At 58.4% G+C, this 14,183-nt stretch carries 19 protein-coding genes and 1 pseudogene; 5 read left to right on the top strand and 15 right to left on the bottom strand.

Annotated elements, in window-relative coordinates:
* Window positions 1-172: 172 nt before the first annotated feature.
* A complete protein-coding gene (locus J2T09_RS08730) occupies window positions 173-805 on the bottom strand; it encodes an MOSC domain-containing protein (protein ID WP_306833330.1) in 633 nt (210 codons plus the stop codon).
* A 132-nt stretch (window positions 806-937) separates the two neighbouring features.
* Here J2T09_RS08730 and J2T09_RS08725 point away from each other — a divergent pair, with 132 nt between their 5' ends.
* Window positions 938-1,642, top strand: a complete 705-nt coding sequence (locus tag J2T09_RS08725) for a Crp/Fnr family transcriptional regulator (RefSeq protein WP_306833328.1) — start codon at window positions 938-940, stop codon at window positions 1,640-1,642.
* Window positions 1,643-1,650: 8 nt separating this feature from the next.
* Here the strand turns inward: J2T09_RS08725 and J2T09_RS08720 are convergent, their stop codons facing one another.
* Both J2T09_RS08720 and J2T09_RS08715 read right to left on the bottom strand, forming a co-directional pair.
* Window positions 1,651-1,887 (bottom strand): DUF6894 family protein, encoded by a 237-nt coding sequence (locus J2T09_RS08720; RefSeq protein ID WP_306833326.1) that lies wholly within the window; start codon window positions 1,885-1,887, stop codon window positions 1,651-1,653.
* A gap of 37 nt (window positions 1,888-1,924) precedes the next feature.
* The gene (locus J2T09_RS08715; RefSeq protein ID WP_306833325.1) at window positions 1,925-2,377 is read right to left on the bottom strand and encodes a hypothetical protein; all 453 of its coding nucleotides are present in this window, start codon (window positions 2,375-2,377) and stop codon (window positions 1,925-1,927) included.
* Window positions 2,378-2,545: 168 nt separating this feature from the next.
* Here J2T09_RS08715 and J2T09_RS08710 point away from each other — a divergent pair, with 168 nt between their 5' ends.
* The 3 genes from J2T09_RS08710 (at window position 2,546) to J2T09_RS08700 (ending at window position 3,890) form a co-directional block, all read left to right on the top strand.
* A complete protein-coding gene (locus J2T09_RS08710) occupies window positions 2,546-2,791 on the top strand; it encodes a DUF2188 domain-containing protein (RefSeq protein WP_306833323.1) in 246 nt (81 codons plus the stop codon).
* A gap of 130 nt (window positions 2,792-2,921) precedes the next feature.
* Window positions 2,922-3,635, top strand: a complete 714-nt coding sequence (locus J2T09_RS08705) for an SDR family NAD(P)-dependent oxidoreductase (protein ID WP_306833320.1) — start codon at window positions 2,922-2,924, stop codon at window positions 3,633-3,635.
* Between the two features lie 9 nt (window positions 3,636-3,644).
* Window positions 3,645-3,890, top strand: coding sequence for a hypothetical protein (locus J2T09_RS08700; protein WP_306833318.1), 246 nt, complete (start codon window positions 3,645-3,647; stop codon window positions 3,888-3,890).
* A gap of 425 nt (window positions 3,891-4,315) precedes the next feature.
* Here J2T09_RS08700 and J2T09_RS08695 read toward each other — a convergent pair whose 3' ends face one another.
* From J2T09_RS08695 to J2T09_RS08680, 4 genes are all read right to left on the bottom strand, one after another.
* Window positions 4,316-4,777, bottom strand: coding sequence for a PRC-barrel domain-containing protein (locus J2T09_RS08695; RefSeq protein ID WP_306833316.1), 462 nt, complete (start codon window positions 4,775-4,777; stop codon window positions 4,316-4,318).
* Window positions 4,778-4,905: 128 nt separating this feature from the next.
* On the bottom strand, window positions 4,906-5,154 hold the full coding sequence (locus J2T09_RS08690; protein ID WP_306833314.1) for a DUF982 domain-containing protein: 249 nt from the start codon (window positions 5,152-5,154) through the stop codon (window positions 4,906-4,908).
* A 101-nt stretch (window positions 5,155-5,255) separates the two neighbouring features.
* Window positions 5,256-5,459, bottom strand: coding sequence for a CsbD family protein (locus J2T09_RS08685; protein ID WP_306833312.1), 204 nt, complete (start codon window positions 5,457-5,459; stop codon window positions 5,256-5,258).
* Window positions 5,460-5,498: 39 nt separating this feature from the next.
* Window positions 5,499-5,687 carry a hypothetical protein gene (locus J2T09_RS08680; protein WP_306833917.1) on the bottom strand — a complete coding sequence of 63 codons (189 nt, stop codon included), beginning with the start codon at window positions 5,685-5,687 and terminating at the stop codon, window positions 5,499-5,501.
* Between the two features lie 142 nt (window positions 5,688-5,829).
* Between J2T09_RS08680 and J2T09_RS08675 the strand changes: the two genes are divergently transcribed.
* Window positions 5,830-6,579, top strand: coding sequence for a DNA polymerase III subunit epsilon (locus J2T09_RS08675; RefSeq protein ID WP_306833882.1), 750 nt, complete (start codon window positions 5,830-5,832; stop codon window positions 6,577-6,579).
* A gap of 86 nt (window positions 6,580-6,665) precedes the next feature.
* On the opposite strand, the pseudogene J2T09_RS08670 reads toward J2T09_RS08675, so the two are convergent.
* The 8 genes and pseudogenes from J2T09_RS08670 to J2T09_RS08635 all read right to left on the bottom strand — a co-directional run.
* A pseudogene (locus J2T09_RS08670) lies at window positions 6,666-7,153 on the bottom strand (aldehyde dehydrogenase family protein); the annotation flags it as partial.
* Between the two features lie 31 nt (window positions 7,154-7,184).
* Window positions 7,185-8,009, bottom strand: coding sequence for an amidohydrolase family protein (locus tag J2T09_RS08665; RefSeq protein ID WP_306833310.1), 825 nt, complete (start codon window positions 8,007-8,009; stop codon window positions 7,185-7,187).
* 38 nt (window positions 8,010-8,047) lie between these two features.
* Entirely contained in the window at window positions 8,048-8,470 is a 423-nt protein-coding gene (locus J2T09_RS08660) for an RbsD/FucU family protein (RefSeq protein WP_306833308.1), read from the bottom strand.
* Between the two features lie 32 nt (window positions 8,471-8,502).
* Window positions 8,503-9,540 carry an aldo/keto reductase gene (locus J2T09_RS08655; RefSeq protein ID WP_306833306.1) on the bottom strand — a complete coding sequence of 346 codons (1,038 nt, stop codon included), beginning with the start codon at window positions 9,538-9,540 and terminating at the stop codon, window positions 8,503-8,505.
* 12 nt (window positions 9,541-9,552) lie between these two features.
* Complete coding sequence (locus tag J2T09_RS08650; RefSeq protein ID WP_306833304.1) at window positions 9,553-10,542, bottom strand: ABC transporter permease; 990 nt, start codon at window positions 10,540-10,542, stop codon at window positions 9,553-9,555.
* A 14-nt stretch (window positions 10,543-10,556) separates the two neighbouring features.
* Complete coding sequence (locus J2T09_RS08645; protein WP_306833302.1) at window positions 10,557-11,537, bottom strand: ABC transporter permease; 981 nt, start codon at window positions 11,535-11,537, stop codon at window positions 10,557-10,559.
* Window positions 11,534-13,042: a sugar ABC transporter ATP-binding protein gene (locus J2T09_RS08640; RefSeq protein WP_306833300.1), complete on the bottom strand. Its 1,509-nt coding sequence runs from the start codon at window positions 13,040-13,042 to the stop codon at window positions 11,534-11,536. Before J2T09_RS08640 ends, J2T09_RS08645 begins: the two co-directional genes overlap by 4 nt.
* Before the next feature lie 74 nt (window positions 13,043-13,116).
* On the bottom strand, window positions 13,117-14,157 hold the full coding sequence (locus tag J2T09_RS08635) for a sugar ABC transporter substrate-binding protein (RefSeq protein WP_306833297.1): 1,041 nt from the start codon (window positions 14,155-14,157) through the stop codon (window positions 13,117-13,119).
* Window positions 14,158-14,183 lie beyond the last annotated feature (26 nt).

The following is a 14,183-nucleotide window of genomic DNA, read 5'->3' as shown; positions in this document are numbered from 1 at the left end:
AGGCGCCTTTCCTTGGCACGAAGATGGCGATGATCAGCAAGCAGTTCGCGATCGACGTCTTGGCCGCCAGGATCAACAAGATGAGCGCTTCATCTGCATCAGAACGGACATCGTGCCCCCGATACGGATGCTCCGATTGGTCCAGTCGTGGCGATGAACGAGGTCTTGCCGTTCAGAACCTTGCCGGTTTGCCGTCAAGGATGGCTGCGCGCATATCGGCGTGGATCGGAGCTTCCAGAAAACGAAGAGTGTCGGCCTCGGTGAGCCGCTTTCCGAATTTTTCCAGCATTTCCGGGATAGGCACGCCGGCGCCGTCGTGCCGGATGTGCTGGACCACCTCTCCCGCACAAGCCATTCCGGGTATGAGTACGCGGCAATAGATGCTTGGACGCATTGCCTGCCGATAGGTCTTCACGATCGAGGGATCACCCATGCGGGCGGCCAGCGTGCCACAGGGCGTGCGGGCGGAGGTTGCCTGCAGTTCTAGGCCATGACCGATGACAAAACGGTCACCGGCAGCGACATCGCGATTGTCGAGTCCCTCTATCACCAGGTTTTCGCCAAATGTGCCGGGTGTCAGAACCCGCCCGAGCCGTTCCGACCACCAGTCGATGGTCAGGGATCCTTCAAGGAGAACGGCCTGTTCCGGGCCGCCATGATACTTGCCGTTGCAAACGGCATCCCCCACCAGTCCCTCCCGATCGATCATCACGGACGTTTTGACACTGATCTTGTTGATGCCGGTCTTGTAGGATTTGCCTGCAAGCTTTTCCGGGCGGCCAATGCAGACTGCGAGAAGTTTCATGTTTCCAACCTTTTCGGTACCTGCGCCACGCGCCTTCTACTCAAAATCTCGTAGGCAATCGACTCCGCCTCATCACCTTCAGTGGAACTGTGATGCCGACCGTGGGTTGACCCGGCAACGGAGACCTACACAATGTCTATTCGCACTCGAAACAAGCTGCTGAATGCTCTACCGGGCGGTGACCTCAATTCGATTGCTTCGCAGCTTGAGCATGTCACCCTCCCTCGTGGAGAAGTACTGGCCTCCACGGGCAATCCTGTTGAACACATATATTTTCTGTCCGACGGAATCGGGTCCGTATTTGCCCGCACGCCGGGAGGGCATTCTGCCGAGGTGGGCATTTTCGGCTATGAGGGCTATATCCCGAGCTCCGCCGCTGTGGGCTCGGAACTCAGTTCGTATGACATCGTGGTTCAGGTCGACGCTGAGGGGCATCGTGTAAGCTATGAAAGCTTCCGCTCAACGATGCAGAACAATCGGCATTTCGCCCTCGTCATGGTACGTGCGATCGAGACATTTGCCGTCCAGGTCGCTTATACCGCCGTGTCGAATGCAGTTCATGACGTCAACGAGCGATTGGCCCGCTGGCTTCTCATGTGCGACGATCGCGTGATTGGCGACGAGATCGCCATAACACATGACTTTCTTGCGCGTATGTTGGCCGTGAGGCGGCCTAGCGTCACGACCGCTCTCCATATTCTGGAGGGCAATGGTTTCATAAAATCCGAGCGCGGTCTTATCACGATGCGCAATCGGGCGGGCCTTGAAGAGTTTGGTCACGACTCTTACGGCCGTCCTGAGGCGGAATACCGCCGCCTCATGGCAGACCTGTTCTAGCTACTCGATCATTCAAGTCGTAGCACTGATTTCAACGGCAGGCTGTGAACAACCTCGCCGTCTGCCGTGGTGATCTTGAAAGCGTCACCGTCGACGATATCGCCGTGCCTGACTTTCTCCGCAAGAAGTTCTCTCGCTGCCAGGACCGCTTCGTGAATAGCTTGTTGTAAAGTTTCGAATTCCGCACCGTCGGGATCTTCCTCCAGAACGTCATGTCTTTGAATATTGAAAAAGTATCTTGTCATTCAGGCCATCTTACCGGATTTTCGGGGCACTTGCCGCTCAAAGCTGTGTCGGCTTGATCAGGTCAACGACAGTCTCCCCGTCGAGGACGCCGCGTGTCAGATCAACCCGTCCATTCTCCAGCTCGATCACGGTGTAAAGTTTTTCATCCCGGAAGGCGCTGGCATTTCTCGCCGTGACATCGTCAGCGGGAGCAGAATCGATTTCTTGAAAATCCAGTTCCAGCCCAGTTGCGACGATCCTGGCATCGCCTGCGGTACGCGCCGCGACCGTGACGACGCCCATTGAAGGCGAATTGTCCCAGCGCGGATCGGAAGGAGCCGCTGTCGGTTCAAGGCGATAGACGTTGAGAACCTCGCTGGCCTTGCCTTGAGCTTCCAGACGTGCGGCATCTCCCCGCTGTGCTCGACTTTCGACCGAACCGCCGAAATTTGTCGCGGTCGTACCAGTGTTGGCGTGGGAAACGCCGCCGCTTTGCGTCGCATTAGACATCGTAATCTCCTCTCAATGACGTTTGCCATGTGGCAGAACCGACCGCGGCAAAAGGTGTTCCCACCGACCTATCGGCCGGGCAGCGATCTTTTTGAAAACCGCTTGTTGCAACGTCAACGGAACCGGCGACGCGCGGCAACGTTCGTCATCACCACCAAGGAGATTACGATGGCGAATGTGACATATCACGTGGCAGAACACGATGGAGGCTTTGCGTACAGGGTTGATGACGTCTGGTCCGAACCGTTCCCGTCCCATGAAGCTGCGCTTGCAGCCGCGAACGACGCAGCACAGCGCCAGCAGATCGGTGGCGACAATGTCGAAATCCAGTTTCAACTGGCTGACGGTCGTTGGCAGACACGGCATGTCGAAGGCGGTGATCGACCGGAAACGGATGTCGCTGACGACGGCTGAGGCCGTTCGTCGCAACAGACCAACCCTATGCTAAGGGACCACCACTCTTCTCGGCATCAAGCTACCGCCCCCAAGACGTCGACCGGCCGGCCTATCACAACGGCAGATGTGCCTGTAATCTGGGGACCTTATGAGCATTGATTTTACAACACCCATTCCGCAGTCATTACAGCACGGCTTCAACGCCGTCGTGATCGGTGCAAGCGGCGGGATCGGATCGTCAATCTTCGATCGTCTCAAAACTCATCCCAACATCGGCGACCTCAATGGCCTGTCTCGCAGCCAAGACAGTTTCGATCTTCTGGATGAGACAAAAATCTCGGCGGCCGCTGAACGCCTGTCAGGCAAACCCATACATCTCCTGGTTTGCGCAACCGGTGTCCTGACTGTGGGTGATCGTGGGCCAGAAAAGGCCCTTCGGGAGATAGATCCCGAAATCATGCTCAAGCAATTTCGGGTGAATGCAATCGGTCCTGCACTTGTCGCGAAACACTTCCTGCCCCTGCTGGACAAGCAAGCGCGGTCAGTCGCATTCTTTCTTTCAGCGCGCGTTGGATCGATCGGTGATAACCGCTTGGGCGGCTGGATTTCATATCGGTCATCCAAGGCCGCGCTCAATCAGGTCGTGAAGACGGCGTCCATTGAGATTTCACGCACGCATCCTCGCGCAGTCATCGCTGCAGTGCATCCCGGCACCGTCCGCACATCGTTATCAAACCCATATTCAGGCAGGCATGCTACCGTCAGCGCAGACGAAGCAGCCGCATCGATCCTGAAAGCAGTTGACGGATTGACCGAGACCGGACGTTACATTGCCTATGATGGAAGCGAGATCGAATGGTAGGCGGCAGGCATGACCCTAGGTGAACTCATTGAAAGCTATCGCCCTCACCTTCTCGACGAAACCGTCTCGATGCAACGCAGTTGGGAAGACACTTTCAAATACGCATTAAAGGTCTTCCCCGCAGACACGCCACTGGACAGCTTTGACCTGCGAGTGCTCGAAGCTCAGATGTCGGCATCTGGGATTAACCAGCGATATGTTGTTGGATATATCGAAAGATGGCGTCGGCTGCTGGTTGAACGGGCGGCTCGATAAGGCGCAATTTGAAGGGGCTGCCAAAACGCGGGCTCCATGGCTGGGAGGTGCCAGCCAGCCGGATCGCGAGCCCGAAAATCAACGCGGCCTTCTCGAGTTGCGTCCGTTTTCGATGACCGTCAGAAATTTTTTACGGAACGATGCTGGCGGCGGTAGGTTGTCGAGAGGGTCCGCAGCGTGCCAATCGGACATGACGGAGATGGTGAACGCAGCGGTTTTTCCGATTTCTCGCTGCGGGCAACGAAATGCCAGGCGAGCACCTTTACCTGTCCGCTGCGACATACCCTCGAAGGCAGTGCTCATCGCAGACTGACATATATCCCGGTACGTTGAAGGGCCGCGACGATCTCTCGCCCGGCCCTCGCGCATATTTCAGCCAGCCCCAGTACATCCGTGGTAGCCGGCAAAAACAGTCTCGATAAATCTTACTTCTTCATCTTGTCGTAATCGAATTTCGGTGCGGCCGAGAGGTCTTCCTTGTTCGTATCGACATAGGCCTTCCAGGTGCCGTTATCGTCTGCAATCGCCAGAGAAGCGGGATCGATCACCACATAGCTGCTGCCAAGGCCAAGGAAACCTCCGACGCTTGCGACGACACCGATAACCGACTTGCCGTTACCGATCACGACGTCAGAGATCTCGCCGATCTCTTCGTTGGCCTTGTTGTAGATATTGATACCGACGAGCTTCGAGGTCACGAGATCGGTGTCTTGGATCTCGACATATTTGAGCGGCATGGTGGCTGCCTTGCCCATAGCGATGCCCGGGCCGACAATCGCGGCGTCAGCGCCGGATGCTGCAGGAGCTGCAGGAGCTGCAGGCTGCTGAGCGTAGGCGGCGGTGCCCATCAAGGAGAAAGTCATTGCGGCAGCGATAATCGTTTTCATGTGTATTTCCTCGTATGCCATTGTAATCTCGAATTTTCGTGGCGCCTTAAAACGACAGCATGCGAGTTTGGTTCCGTGCTGAAACGCAAAGAAAGATCATCGCTTCGTCTTTTGGCAACGACATGCCTTCAACTGGCCAAAAGCAGTTCGCTTTTGTGTTCGTCGGAAGTTTCAGCCACGACAGCTTCAAAAAATTCTCGTGCCTCGTCAGGCGAGACGCGACCGTTCACCGCATCGTTCATCATGGAGCATGCCAGCCGGTAGTGAAGATCGGCGCGTCCGGACAAGGTCGTTTCGAGAAATGCCAAGGCTTCGAGAGGACCAAAAAACAGGAGCCCGTGAGCATTAACGGGCTTATCCCATAAAATTACAGACATTCGGATTACGTTTCCTTTGGCATGATGGGCATGAAAAACAAACGGACGGAAAATCCGTTCCAAAGAAAAACCCCGCCGAAGCGGGGTTTGACGGACATGGTTTACCAAGTCTGACGACCATACCAGTCGTCGATATCCTTCTTGGTCTGGTCCTTCTGGTAACCGTAGCGCTCCTGGATTTTTCCTTCGAGCTGGTCACGCTTACCATTGATGACATCAAGATCGTCGTCAGTGAGTTTTCCCCACTGTTCCTTGACCTTGCCCTTCACCTGCTTCCAATTCCCTTCAACGCGATTCCAGTCCATGATGCTTCCTCCTTTTGTTGTTCTGATGATGAGAGAACATCAGGTTCGGGATTTTGTTCCTCCTGCTTTGCGGCCGCGATGTCTATCACAACGGCGCATGAAGCGATCGATCCGATCTTTTTCCGATCCGAACTTTTCCATGATGTTGACGGCCTGCGGGATACTCAGGTCATATGACTCCTGCAGCTTTTCGAGAGTGTATCTGGGGACGGGATGCGTCAGGGTCATTGGTTTCTCCTATATCTCAAGCGCCAATGCGACAGCCTCTCAGAAGTTCCTGATCCGATCCGATCGGCGCGCAATCGATTTTAAGGGAACCAGTCCCGCTAATCTCGATTACAATCGGGCAAACAGTGAAAGAGCAGCGATCGTGTCGATAACCCGCATTCGCGTCATCGATCCGGAGACAGCCGGAAACGGACCGAACGACGTTTGCGAGATCGGCTGGCAGGACGTCATTCGTGTCGGTGATGGCGAATGGAGCCTCAGCGAGGAGCGCGGAGCTCGTTTCGTTAACCCCGGCCGCGCGATCTCCGCCGAGACGATGGCAATCCACCACATTCGCGATGAGGACCTCGTCAACGCACCCTTCTGGAAACAGGCGGCACCCGGCATCCTGCAGCCGGAAGGTGGTGTTCGGGCCTTGGCGGCACACCGCGCCGCTTTCGAGCAAAGATATTGCCGTCCGAGCCTCACGGACGGCGCGTTCTGGATATGCACCTGGAAATGCGCGCTGCGGATCTGGCCTGATCTACCGCGTTTTTCCAATCAGATGCTGCGTTATCAACAAATGCCGGAGGGCCTGATTCACGATATTGGCTTGCCCGCCCACAGAGCCATGCCGGACGCCTATGTTACCGCCCATCACCTGCGAGACCTGCTGAATGCCGCATCCGTCGAGCAATTATTGAAGTGGAGCAACGAACCGGGACTGCTCCCGCGCGTACCCTCGGGGCCGGACCGTGGCAAGAGCTGGGATCGGCTCAGTCTGGCCGGCCTTCAGGAATTTCTTGGCGACCGGGATGCCGATGTTTGTTTCAGCGCCCAAACCGAGTTGACGAGACGTGGATACGCTCGCGAGAACCAAACCGCCGAACCCGCGCAACGCTCGTTGTTGTAATGGCGAAAACGGCCGACAGATATCCTGAAACTTCGGACGACAGATATTTTGTCGTGCGCGGTCGCCTTTGGCGCAGAAGCAATCCCACCCTTGACGAAGAAACCAGAATTGGCGGCGGGCTCCACGTCCACGGCCAAATCCGCGTCATTAAGCAAGTCCATCGGATTTTTGCCGCCCATTTCGAGCTGATATTTTCGGTTATTCACGACTGATGATACGGCAACGTGCCCGCCTGCCGCGGTGGAACCGGGCACAAGATCGGCTGACTTGAAGGCGATGGTGTTGCCATAGGCCAAAGCCGGCGCATTCTTCACATGCCAAAAGGGCACCAAGTTCGTCCTTGCGGGCAAGGATCTCTTCTGCCGCCTTTTTTCAGGATCGTGTTTCGCTCCAGCATCCCGAAACGAGACCAGGCTGGAAACGCATGCTTGGCGGCACTGATTGCCTGCCTGGTATCTTCGGCGCTTGCACTTGCATAAAGCCCGACCACCTCGCCTGTGTCCGAGGGGCTGATATTTTGCAAGGGTTCGGCACCGCCCCATTCCCCGGCAATGAGGTTTTGATGGATGGTCACCTCAATCTATCCGTCGATCCGTGATGAGACTTCAGACGCCATAAAAGTCAGCCGCATTTTGTTCGAAAATCCGTTCCAGCTCGGCGGGCGCGAAATGCGCGGAAAGCAGGGTGCGCGCGAGATTGGCAACCTCGCCGTAACTTGCCGCGAGAAGACAGACTGGCCAGTCACTTCCAAACATCAGACGATCGGCGCCGAAGACGGATGCGACGTGATCGGTATAGCGGCGGAAATCCTCCAGTTCCCACTTTGCACCCGCTTCCGTCACCATGCCGGAGATTTTGCAGGAAACGTTGGGGAAGGCCGCGATGTCGCGCATGTGGCTCGCCCAGGGTTCGAACTTGCCGGCTGCGATTTCAGGCTTCGATATGTGATCGATCACGGCCCTCAATCCCGGCGTCTGTTCGAGGGCGCGGATGACATGTGGCAAATGACGGGAAAAGGTCAGGATATCGAAAGGCAGATCTGCCGCCGCAATTGCCTTCAGGCTTTGCAGGACGCGCGGCCGAAGGATGAACGCGTCATCGTCAAGCCCTTGCAACATCGGACGAATGCCGACGAAGAAGGGATTGTCGCGATAACGCGCAAGTCTTGTCTCGAAGTCATCGCTATCGAGATCCAGCCAGCCGACAACGCCCGCGATGAAATCGGTTTCGCGGGCGAGGTCGAGGAGAAAATCCGTCTCGGCCTCCGTTTCGGCCGCCTGCACGACAATGGTCCGCGTCATGCCTGCCTTCTGCATTTCGCGACGCAAATCGTCGGGCAGGAAATCCCTGTAAATCGTTCCAAGCGACGGCGTCAGCCAGCCGTAATCGCCGCGATCCGTTTTCCAGAAATGCTGATGGCTGTCGAGCATGATTTCCTCCCCCTCGTTTGCTTGTGCGCTTTGCCTGTTCAGGGGCGCACGACACCCTTGCGCAGGAGGATATTGCCATAAAGACGTCGTTCCCCGGAGGCGATCACCGCGTAGGCATTCTGGGCGCGCTCGTAGAAAGCCGATGGTTCGATACCCGCGAGCTTGATGCTGCGGCCCTCGCCCCGTTCCACCGACCCCGCAAACTCCTCGTAGATCGGCAGCGGTTCACCGGGGGCCTGCATGTAGCTGACGGGCTGTTCGACAAAATCGTCGAGCGGAAATACGCTCAGCACCGCATCAAGAATGTCGGTGGCGCTGAGGCCCGGCATGTCGATCAGTCGTTCGGCGCAGGCGGAGGCCGGAAAGTTGGCATCGACGATGGCGATCTCGTTGCCATGCCCCATTTCTGCAAGCACGGAGAGCAGGGGGCTGGTGAGGAGCGGGTGAACGTTTTTCAGCATGGCAGTCTCTTTCGTCTGTCAGAAAATGGATATCAGGCGCCGATCAGGCCTTCGGCCTTCAACTCGGTCCACAGGCCTTCCGGAATGTCACGGTCGAACCATTCGACATTGGCATTGAGCTGGGCCGCCGTTTTTGCACCGATCACCACGCAGGTCGTCGCCTTGTGGCGCATCGGAAACTGGACGGCGGCGGCCTGAAGCGGCACGTCGTAGCGTGTACAGACCGCGCGCAGGCGTTCGGCACGTTCGACCATTTCGGCCGGCGCATCGGCATAATTGTATTTCGGCTTGGGCGAAGAGGATGCGAGGATCCCGGAATTGTAGACACCGGCAACGACCAGGGCCATGCCGCGCTTTTCCACCAGAGGCAGGAAATCCCGTTCGGCATCCTGATCCAGCAGCGTGTAGCGGCCAGCGAGCATGCTGCAGTCCAGATCCGCCTCATCCAGCGCATCACGAATGGCCTGCCATTCGTTGACCCCGAGGCCAAAACCCTTGATGTCGCCGGCGTCGCGAAGCTCGGTCAGCGCCTTGAACCCGCCGCCCCTGGTCAACGCGTTCCAATGGACGTCATGAAGGTCCGCATGGGTGACACGGCCGATATCGTGCACGTAAAGGATATCGGGATTGGTGAAGCCAAGGCGCTGCTGGCTGTCGTCGAAGCTGCGCATCACGCCGTCATAGCTGTAGTCGAACACTTCACGAAACGGCAAACCGTTCCACCAGCCCGGATCGAGCGGGTTTTTGGGCGGTTCCGGCGGCAGTTGGCGCCCTGCACGCTCATTCGTCATCAGCCTGCCGACCTTGGTGGAAAGGGTGAACGCCCTCTCCCCCGTCTCGCGCAGCACCTGGCCAACCAGATGTTCCGATCGACCATTGCCATACATCGGCGCGCTGTCGAAATAGCGGATGCCGGCTGCCCAGGCCGCTTCGAGCATGGCCACGGCGTCGCTGGTGGGGACCGGTGCGTAGAGACCTCCGAGCGGCGCGCTTCCGATACCGAGCGCGGTTACTGTCAAGCCGGTTTTGCCGACCGGACGCGGCGTGGATGCCTTGATTGTATTGTTCATCAATGTCTGCCTTCAGATATGTGCACGGTTCTTGCGGCGCGCCCAGACGACAACCGCCACGCCGAACAGAAGCAACAGGCCGCGAACGATCTGCCGCTGGGAATCCGTCCATCCGAGAAGGGCGGCGCCGCTGAGCAAGGCGGCGAGCAGCAGCACGGCCGCGAGCGTGCCGATCACATTCGGCTTGCCGTATTTCAACGCCATGCCTCCGAGCAGAACCGCCGTCAGACCGTCGATGAAATAGGAGCTGCCGATGTAGGGCTGACCGGAGGAGAGATCCGCCGTCAGCAGAATTCCGGCAATCGCGGAGACCGTGCCCGACAGGATGTAAAGGAGGAAAAGTATCCGGTTGACCGGCACACCCGCTTCGACGACGGCGGCACGGTTCTGCTCCATGGCATAAAGGTAATGCCCGAATGTCAGGTGTTCCTGGATCACGTAGGAAAGCCCGTAAACGACGGCCACCACGACGGTGATCAGTGGCACGATGCCGATATTGGCATGCAGCACGCTGCCGACAAACCCGGTCGAGGACAGCGAGATCGATGTGCCGAGACCAATTGCGGCAGCGATGGACCCTGCCAACCCGCCCGTGGCAATGGTAATGACCAGAGCCGGCAGCTTGAACCCGGCGACCAGACCACCGTTGATGAGCCCGAACACGACACCGGCCAGAAGGCCGCCAAGACAGGCCAGGGGCCAGCCATAACCGGCGGCGACGAGGCCGGCGACGATCATGTTGGCAAGGGCGGCGACCGACATGAAACTCACGTCGATCTCGCCGGCCGCGATGATCCAGGTGAGGCCGAGGAACATAATGGCGGCAATGCTTGCCGAGCGCAGCATATCGTTGATATTGCCGGCGCTGATGAATGTCGGCCGCAGCCAGGCGAACAGCAGGAAGGCTGCCAGCACAAGCAGGAACAGGCCGTAGCGGACGAAGAACGTCTCGAAATCGGGGCGGCTCCTGCCGGTGGTCACGTTTTCGCTCAAAACAGTCATCCTCGTTTCTCCCTTCAGCGGGCGGTGCGGCCGCGCAGCAGATTGCCAAGCGTCGCCGTCAGTTTGGGATCGAAAATCGCGATAGCGCCGATCAGAACAGTGCTGACGATCGCATCGCTGTAATAATAAGGGATCGCCAGCAGCGTGAACCCGTTCAGCATGGCCGACATCAGCAGCGTTCCCGCAAGTGTCGCAGGAATGGACGGCGCCCCGAAAAGAGCCGCGCCCAGATAGACCGCAGCGAAGGCCGGCATCAGCAACTGGCTTCCGGCCGAGACATTGGCTGCCCCCGAAGAGGCGACGAGCAACGTGATGGCAAGACAGGCCATGGCACCGCACAGACCGAAGGCGGCCAGAACATAAGCCTTGACGCGAATGCCGGAGAAATGCGCGGACACCCGGTTTTCGCCCGTCGCATAGAAGGAACGGCCAAACCGTGAGGCATGCAGGATCAGGCCGGCGGCGACGGCGGCACAGGCCAGGATCACCACCGGCATGTCGAAGGTCAGGATCTTGGCGTCGTTCAGGTCGAGAATGCCCGACATGAAGAAGTTTTCCGAGATCGATGTACCGTTGCTGTAGAAATAGGACAGCCCGATCGCCACGCCGCCGGTCGCAATCGTGGTGACGATGTCGGGCAGACGCAAATAGGCGATGGCGGTTCCGTTGATAATGCCGGCCAGAAGCCCAATCGCGACACCACCCGCGATCGACGCCGAAAGGCTATAGCCGGTGGCCAGCAGAAAACCCAGCGTCATGGCGCCCAGCGAAGCAACGCCCGGGAATGACAGGTCGAATTGACGCACGACGATGACGAAGGTCAGCCCGATCGCAGCCAGCCCGTTGACCGACATGTGACGCAGCAGGGCATGCAGGTTGCCGTTGCTGAGATAGGCCGGCGCAAAAAACTGGAAGACGGCGGCGATAACCGCCAGAAGCCCCACGAAAGCTGCCAGTCTGAGCACGACCGGCGGCAGTTTGAATGTATCCGTCATGACCGAACTCCCATGATACCGGCGGCAAGAAGCTGATCGCGGCTGGGAGCCGCATCTGCGTGAGCGATAGGTCGCCCCTTGTAGAGAGCGATGGTGCGGTCGGCGACGCCGTGGACTTCATCGCAATCCGACGAAATGACCAGGACCCCTGCCTTCTTCGACAGTTCGCGCATCAGGGCGTACAAGGTTGCCCGCGCACCGATATCGACGCCGACCGTGGGCTCGACGAAAATGTAGATCTGCGAGTCGCGATACAGACCTTTGGCGATGACGATCTTCTGCTGGTTGCCGCCTGAAAAGGCGCTGACCGGCCGGTCGAGTTTAGGCGGTTGCAGGGCAACTCGCCTCGCAAGCTCCTCGGCGGCCTTGCGGTTACGGCCAAAGCGCAGGAAACCGCCGATCCAAGACGCCTTGCCGAGATGCGCAAGCGTAGTGTTGAAAACGACATCCTTGGAAAGCGTCAGGCCTTCGGTGCGCCGATCGCCGGGAACGAGAAAAATCCCGCGCTTCAGGGCGTCATGCGGGTCCTTGAGGATAGCGGGTTTTCCCTGGATCTCGATCTCTCCGCCATCCGGGCGAATGACACCGAACAGCGCTTTGGACAATTCGTCGACACCCGATCCGACGAGACCGAAAATACCGAGAATTTCCCCGCGCCGGAGGGTGAAGCTGACGTCGCTGAAAAGCCCCTTTTTTTCAAGGCCTCTCACCTCCATCATCACTTCACCCCCCGCTTCGCCGGTCCGGGGAGGAAAGATGTCGCCGGTCTTCTCGTCCAGCATCAGTTCGGGAATGGAAACGCCGCTCTCCAGCGCCGCCCGGGAGGTGAAGGTCGCGACATTGCGCCCGCCGCGGAAAACGGTGAAGCGGTCGGCGATCTCGAAAACCTCTTCGAGGCGGTGGGTGATATAGATGATGGCGATGCCTGCGGCTTTCAGGCTGCGCATCAGCTGGAAAAGAGAAGCCTTCTCGCGCTCGGTCAGGGTCGAAGTCGGCTCATCGAGAATGAGGATGCGGATATCTTCGCGGCGCAGCGCGTGCAGGACGGCGACAATCTCGCGGTCCACGGCCGGCATTTCACCGACGCGGCGATCGAGATCGATCTCGATGGGAAACCGTTTGAGAAGCTTTTGCGCCGCCAGCCTCATCGCCTTGCGGTCGATACGGCCACCAAGTCCGGGCTTGCCGGCCTCTTCCCCCAGGAAGATATTTTCGACACCGGTGAAGTCATTGACCAGTTCCGGATGCTGCTGGACCGATGCAATGCCGTGGGCGATGGCGGCAGCAGGGCTTCCCAGTTCCACCGGCGCACCGCCGATTTCAATCGTGCCGGAATCCTTCGCATAGACCCCGGACAGGATCTTGATCAGCGTCGATTTACCCGCGCCGTTAACACCCAGCAGTGCGTGGATCTCGCCCGCTTCGAGTTCAAAATTGACGCCATCCAGCGCCTTCACGACACCGAAGCGCTTTTCGATCTGCCGCATGCTCAATACGGTCGCCATTGCACTATCCCATTCTCTTGACGTGAGGCGGGCCGAGATCCGGCCCGCCGTAGGTTTCTCCGGGAGATTTTGGATCAGAGAGCTCGCGCCCAGCCGAGCTTGATCGCTTCGCCCGGTTGGTCGTAGTTGTCGGGGATTTCCGGCAGATCTTTCAGGCTGTCCTGCGTAACGGCATAGGACGGCGTGATGACGAAACGCGGCGCCTTGCGGCCAGCGACCACTTCATGCGCGTAAAAGGCGTTCATATAGGCCATTTCGTAGAAGCTCTGCGCCATGGTCAATGCGAAGGGCGAGCCGGCTTTGATATATTCGAACGACTGTTTTCCGCCATCGATGCCGGTGATGAACACCTTGCGACCGGCTGCACGGATCGCCAGAGTACCTTCCGAGGCTGCCCCGTCCCATGCACACCAGATGGCATCGAGTTCCGGATTGGCGGTCAGGATATTGTCCACCACCTGGCGCGGTGTTGTCGTGCCACCCAGTGCGAAGGCGATTTCCGATGCAATGGTGATCTCCGGGAAGCGAACGAAGACCGAGTGGGCACCCAGGGTGCGCTGGTCCCAGGATTCGTTCGAGGGCAAGTTCACCAGCGCCACCTTGCCCTTGCCGTTCAGCCGCTTGGCAATGTATTCCGCGCCGGCTGCACCAAGACCGAAATTGTTCGACATTGCGGTCGAGGTGACGGTCGTGTTCGGCACGTAGCTGTCACCACAGAAGATCGGAATACCGGAGGCGACGGCGGCCTGAACGGCAGGCGCGATGGCGGCCGCATCGGCCGGCGTGATGAAGATCGCCGCAGGCTTCGAGGCCACGAATGCGGCAATCTGGTCGGCCTGCTTCTTGATGTCGTAATTGGCGTCGGCAATTGTCAGCGTGCCGCCAAGGCGGTCAATCGCGTCCTTATAGCCATTGACGATATGGCGACCGGATTCCCAGACGGTCCATCCGAGCGACGCACAGAATTTCAGATCCTGGGCATAGGCGAAATTCGGCCGGCCCAGCGCCGCGGCAACGGTCATGGCAGCGCCGGCGCTCAGCACGCCGCGACGCGTCAGCTTCAGATCGGACAGGAATTTCTCCCCACCCTTCGTCTCGAGTTGGTTATCAGACATTCACACCTCCCGTGAAGTGACCGGAC

This window comes from Neorhizobium huautlense (assembly GCF_030811685.1).
In the GTDB taxonomy this organism is placed as follows: domain Bacteria; phylum Pseudomonadota; class Alphaproteobacteria; order Rhizobiales; family Rhizobiaceae; genus Neorhizobium; species Neorhizobium huautlense_A.
This window is presented reverse-complemented; position numbering and strand designations above follow the sequence as displayed.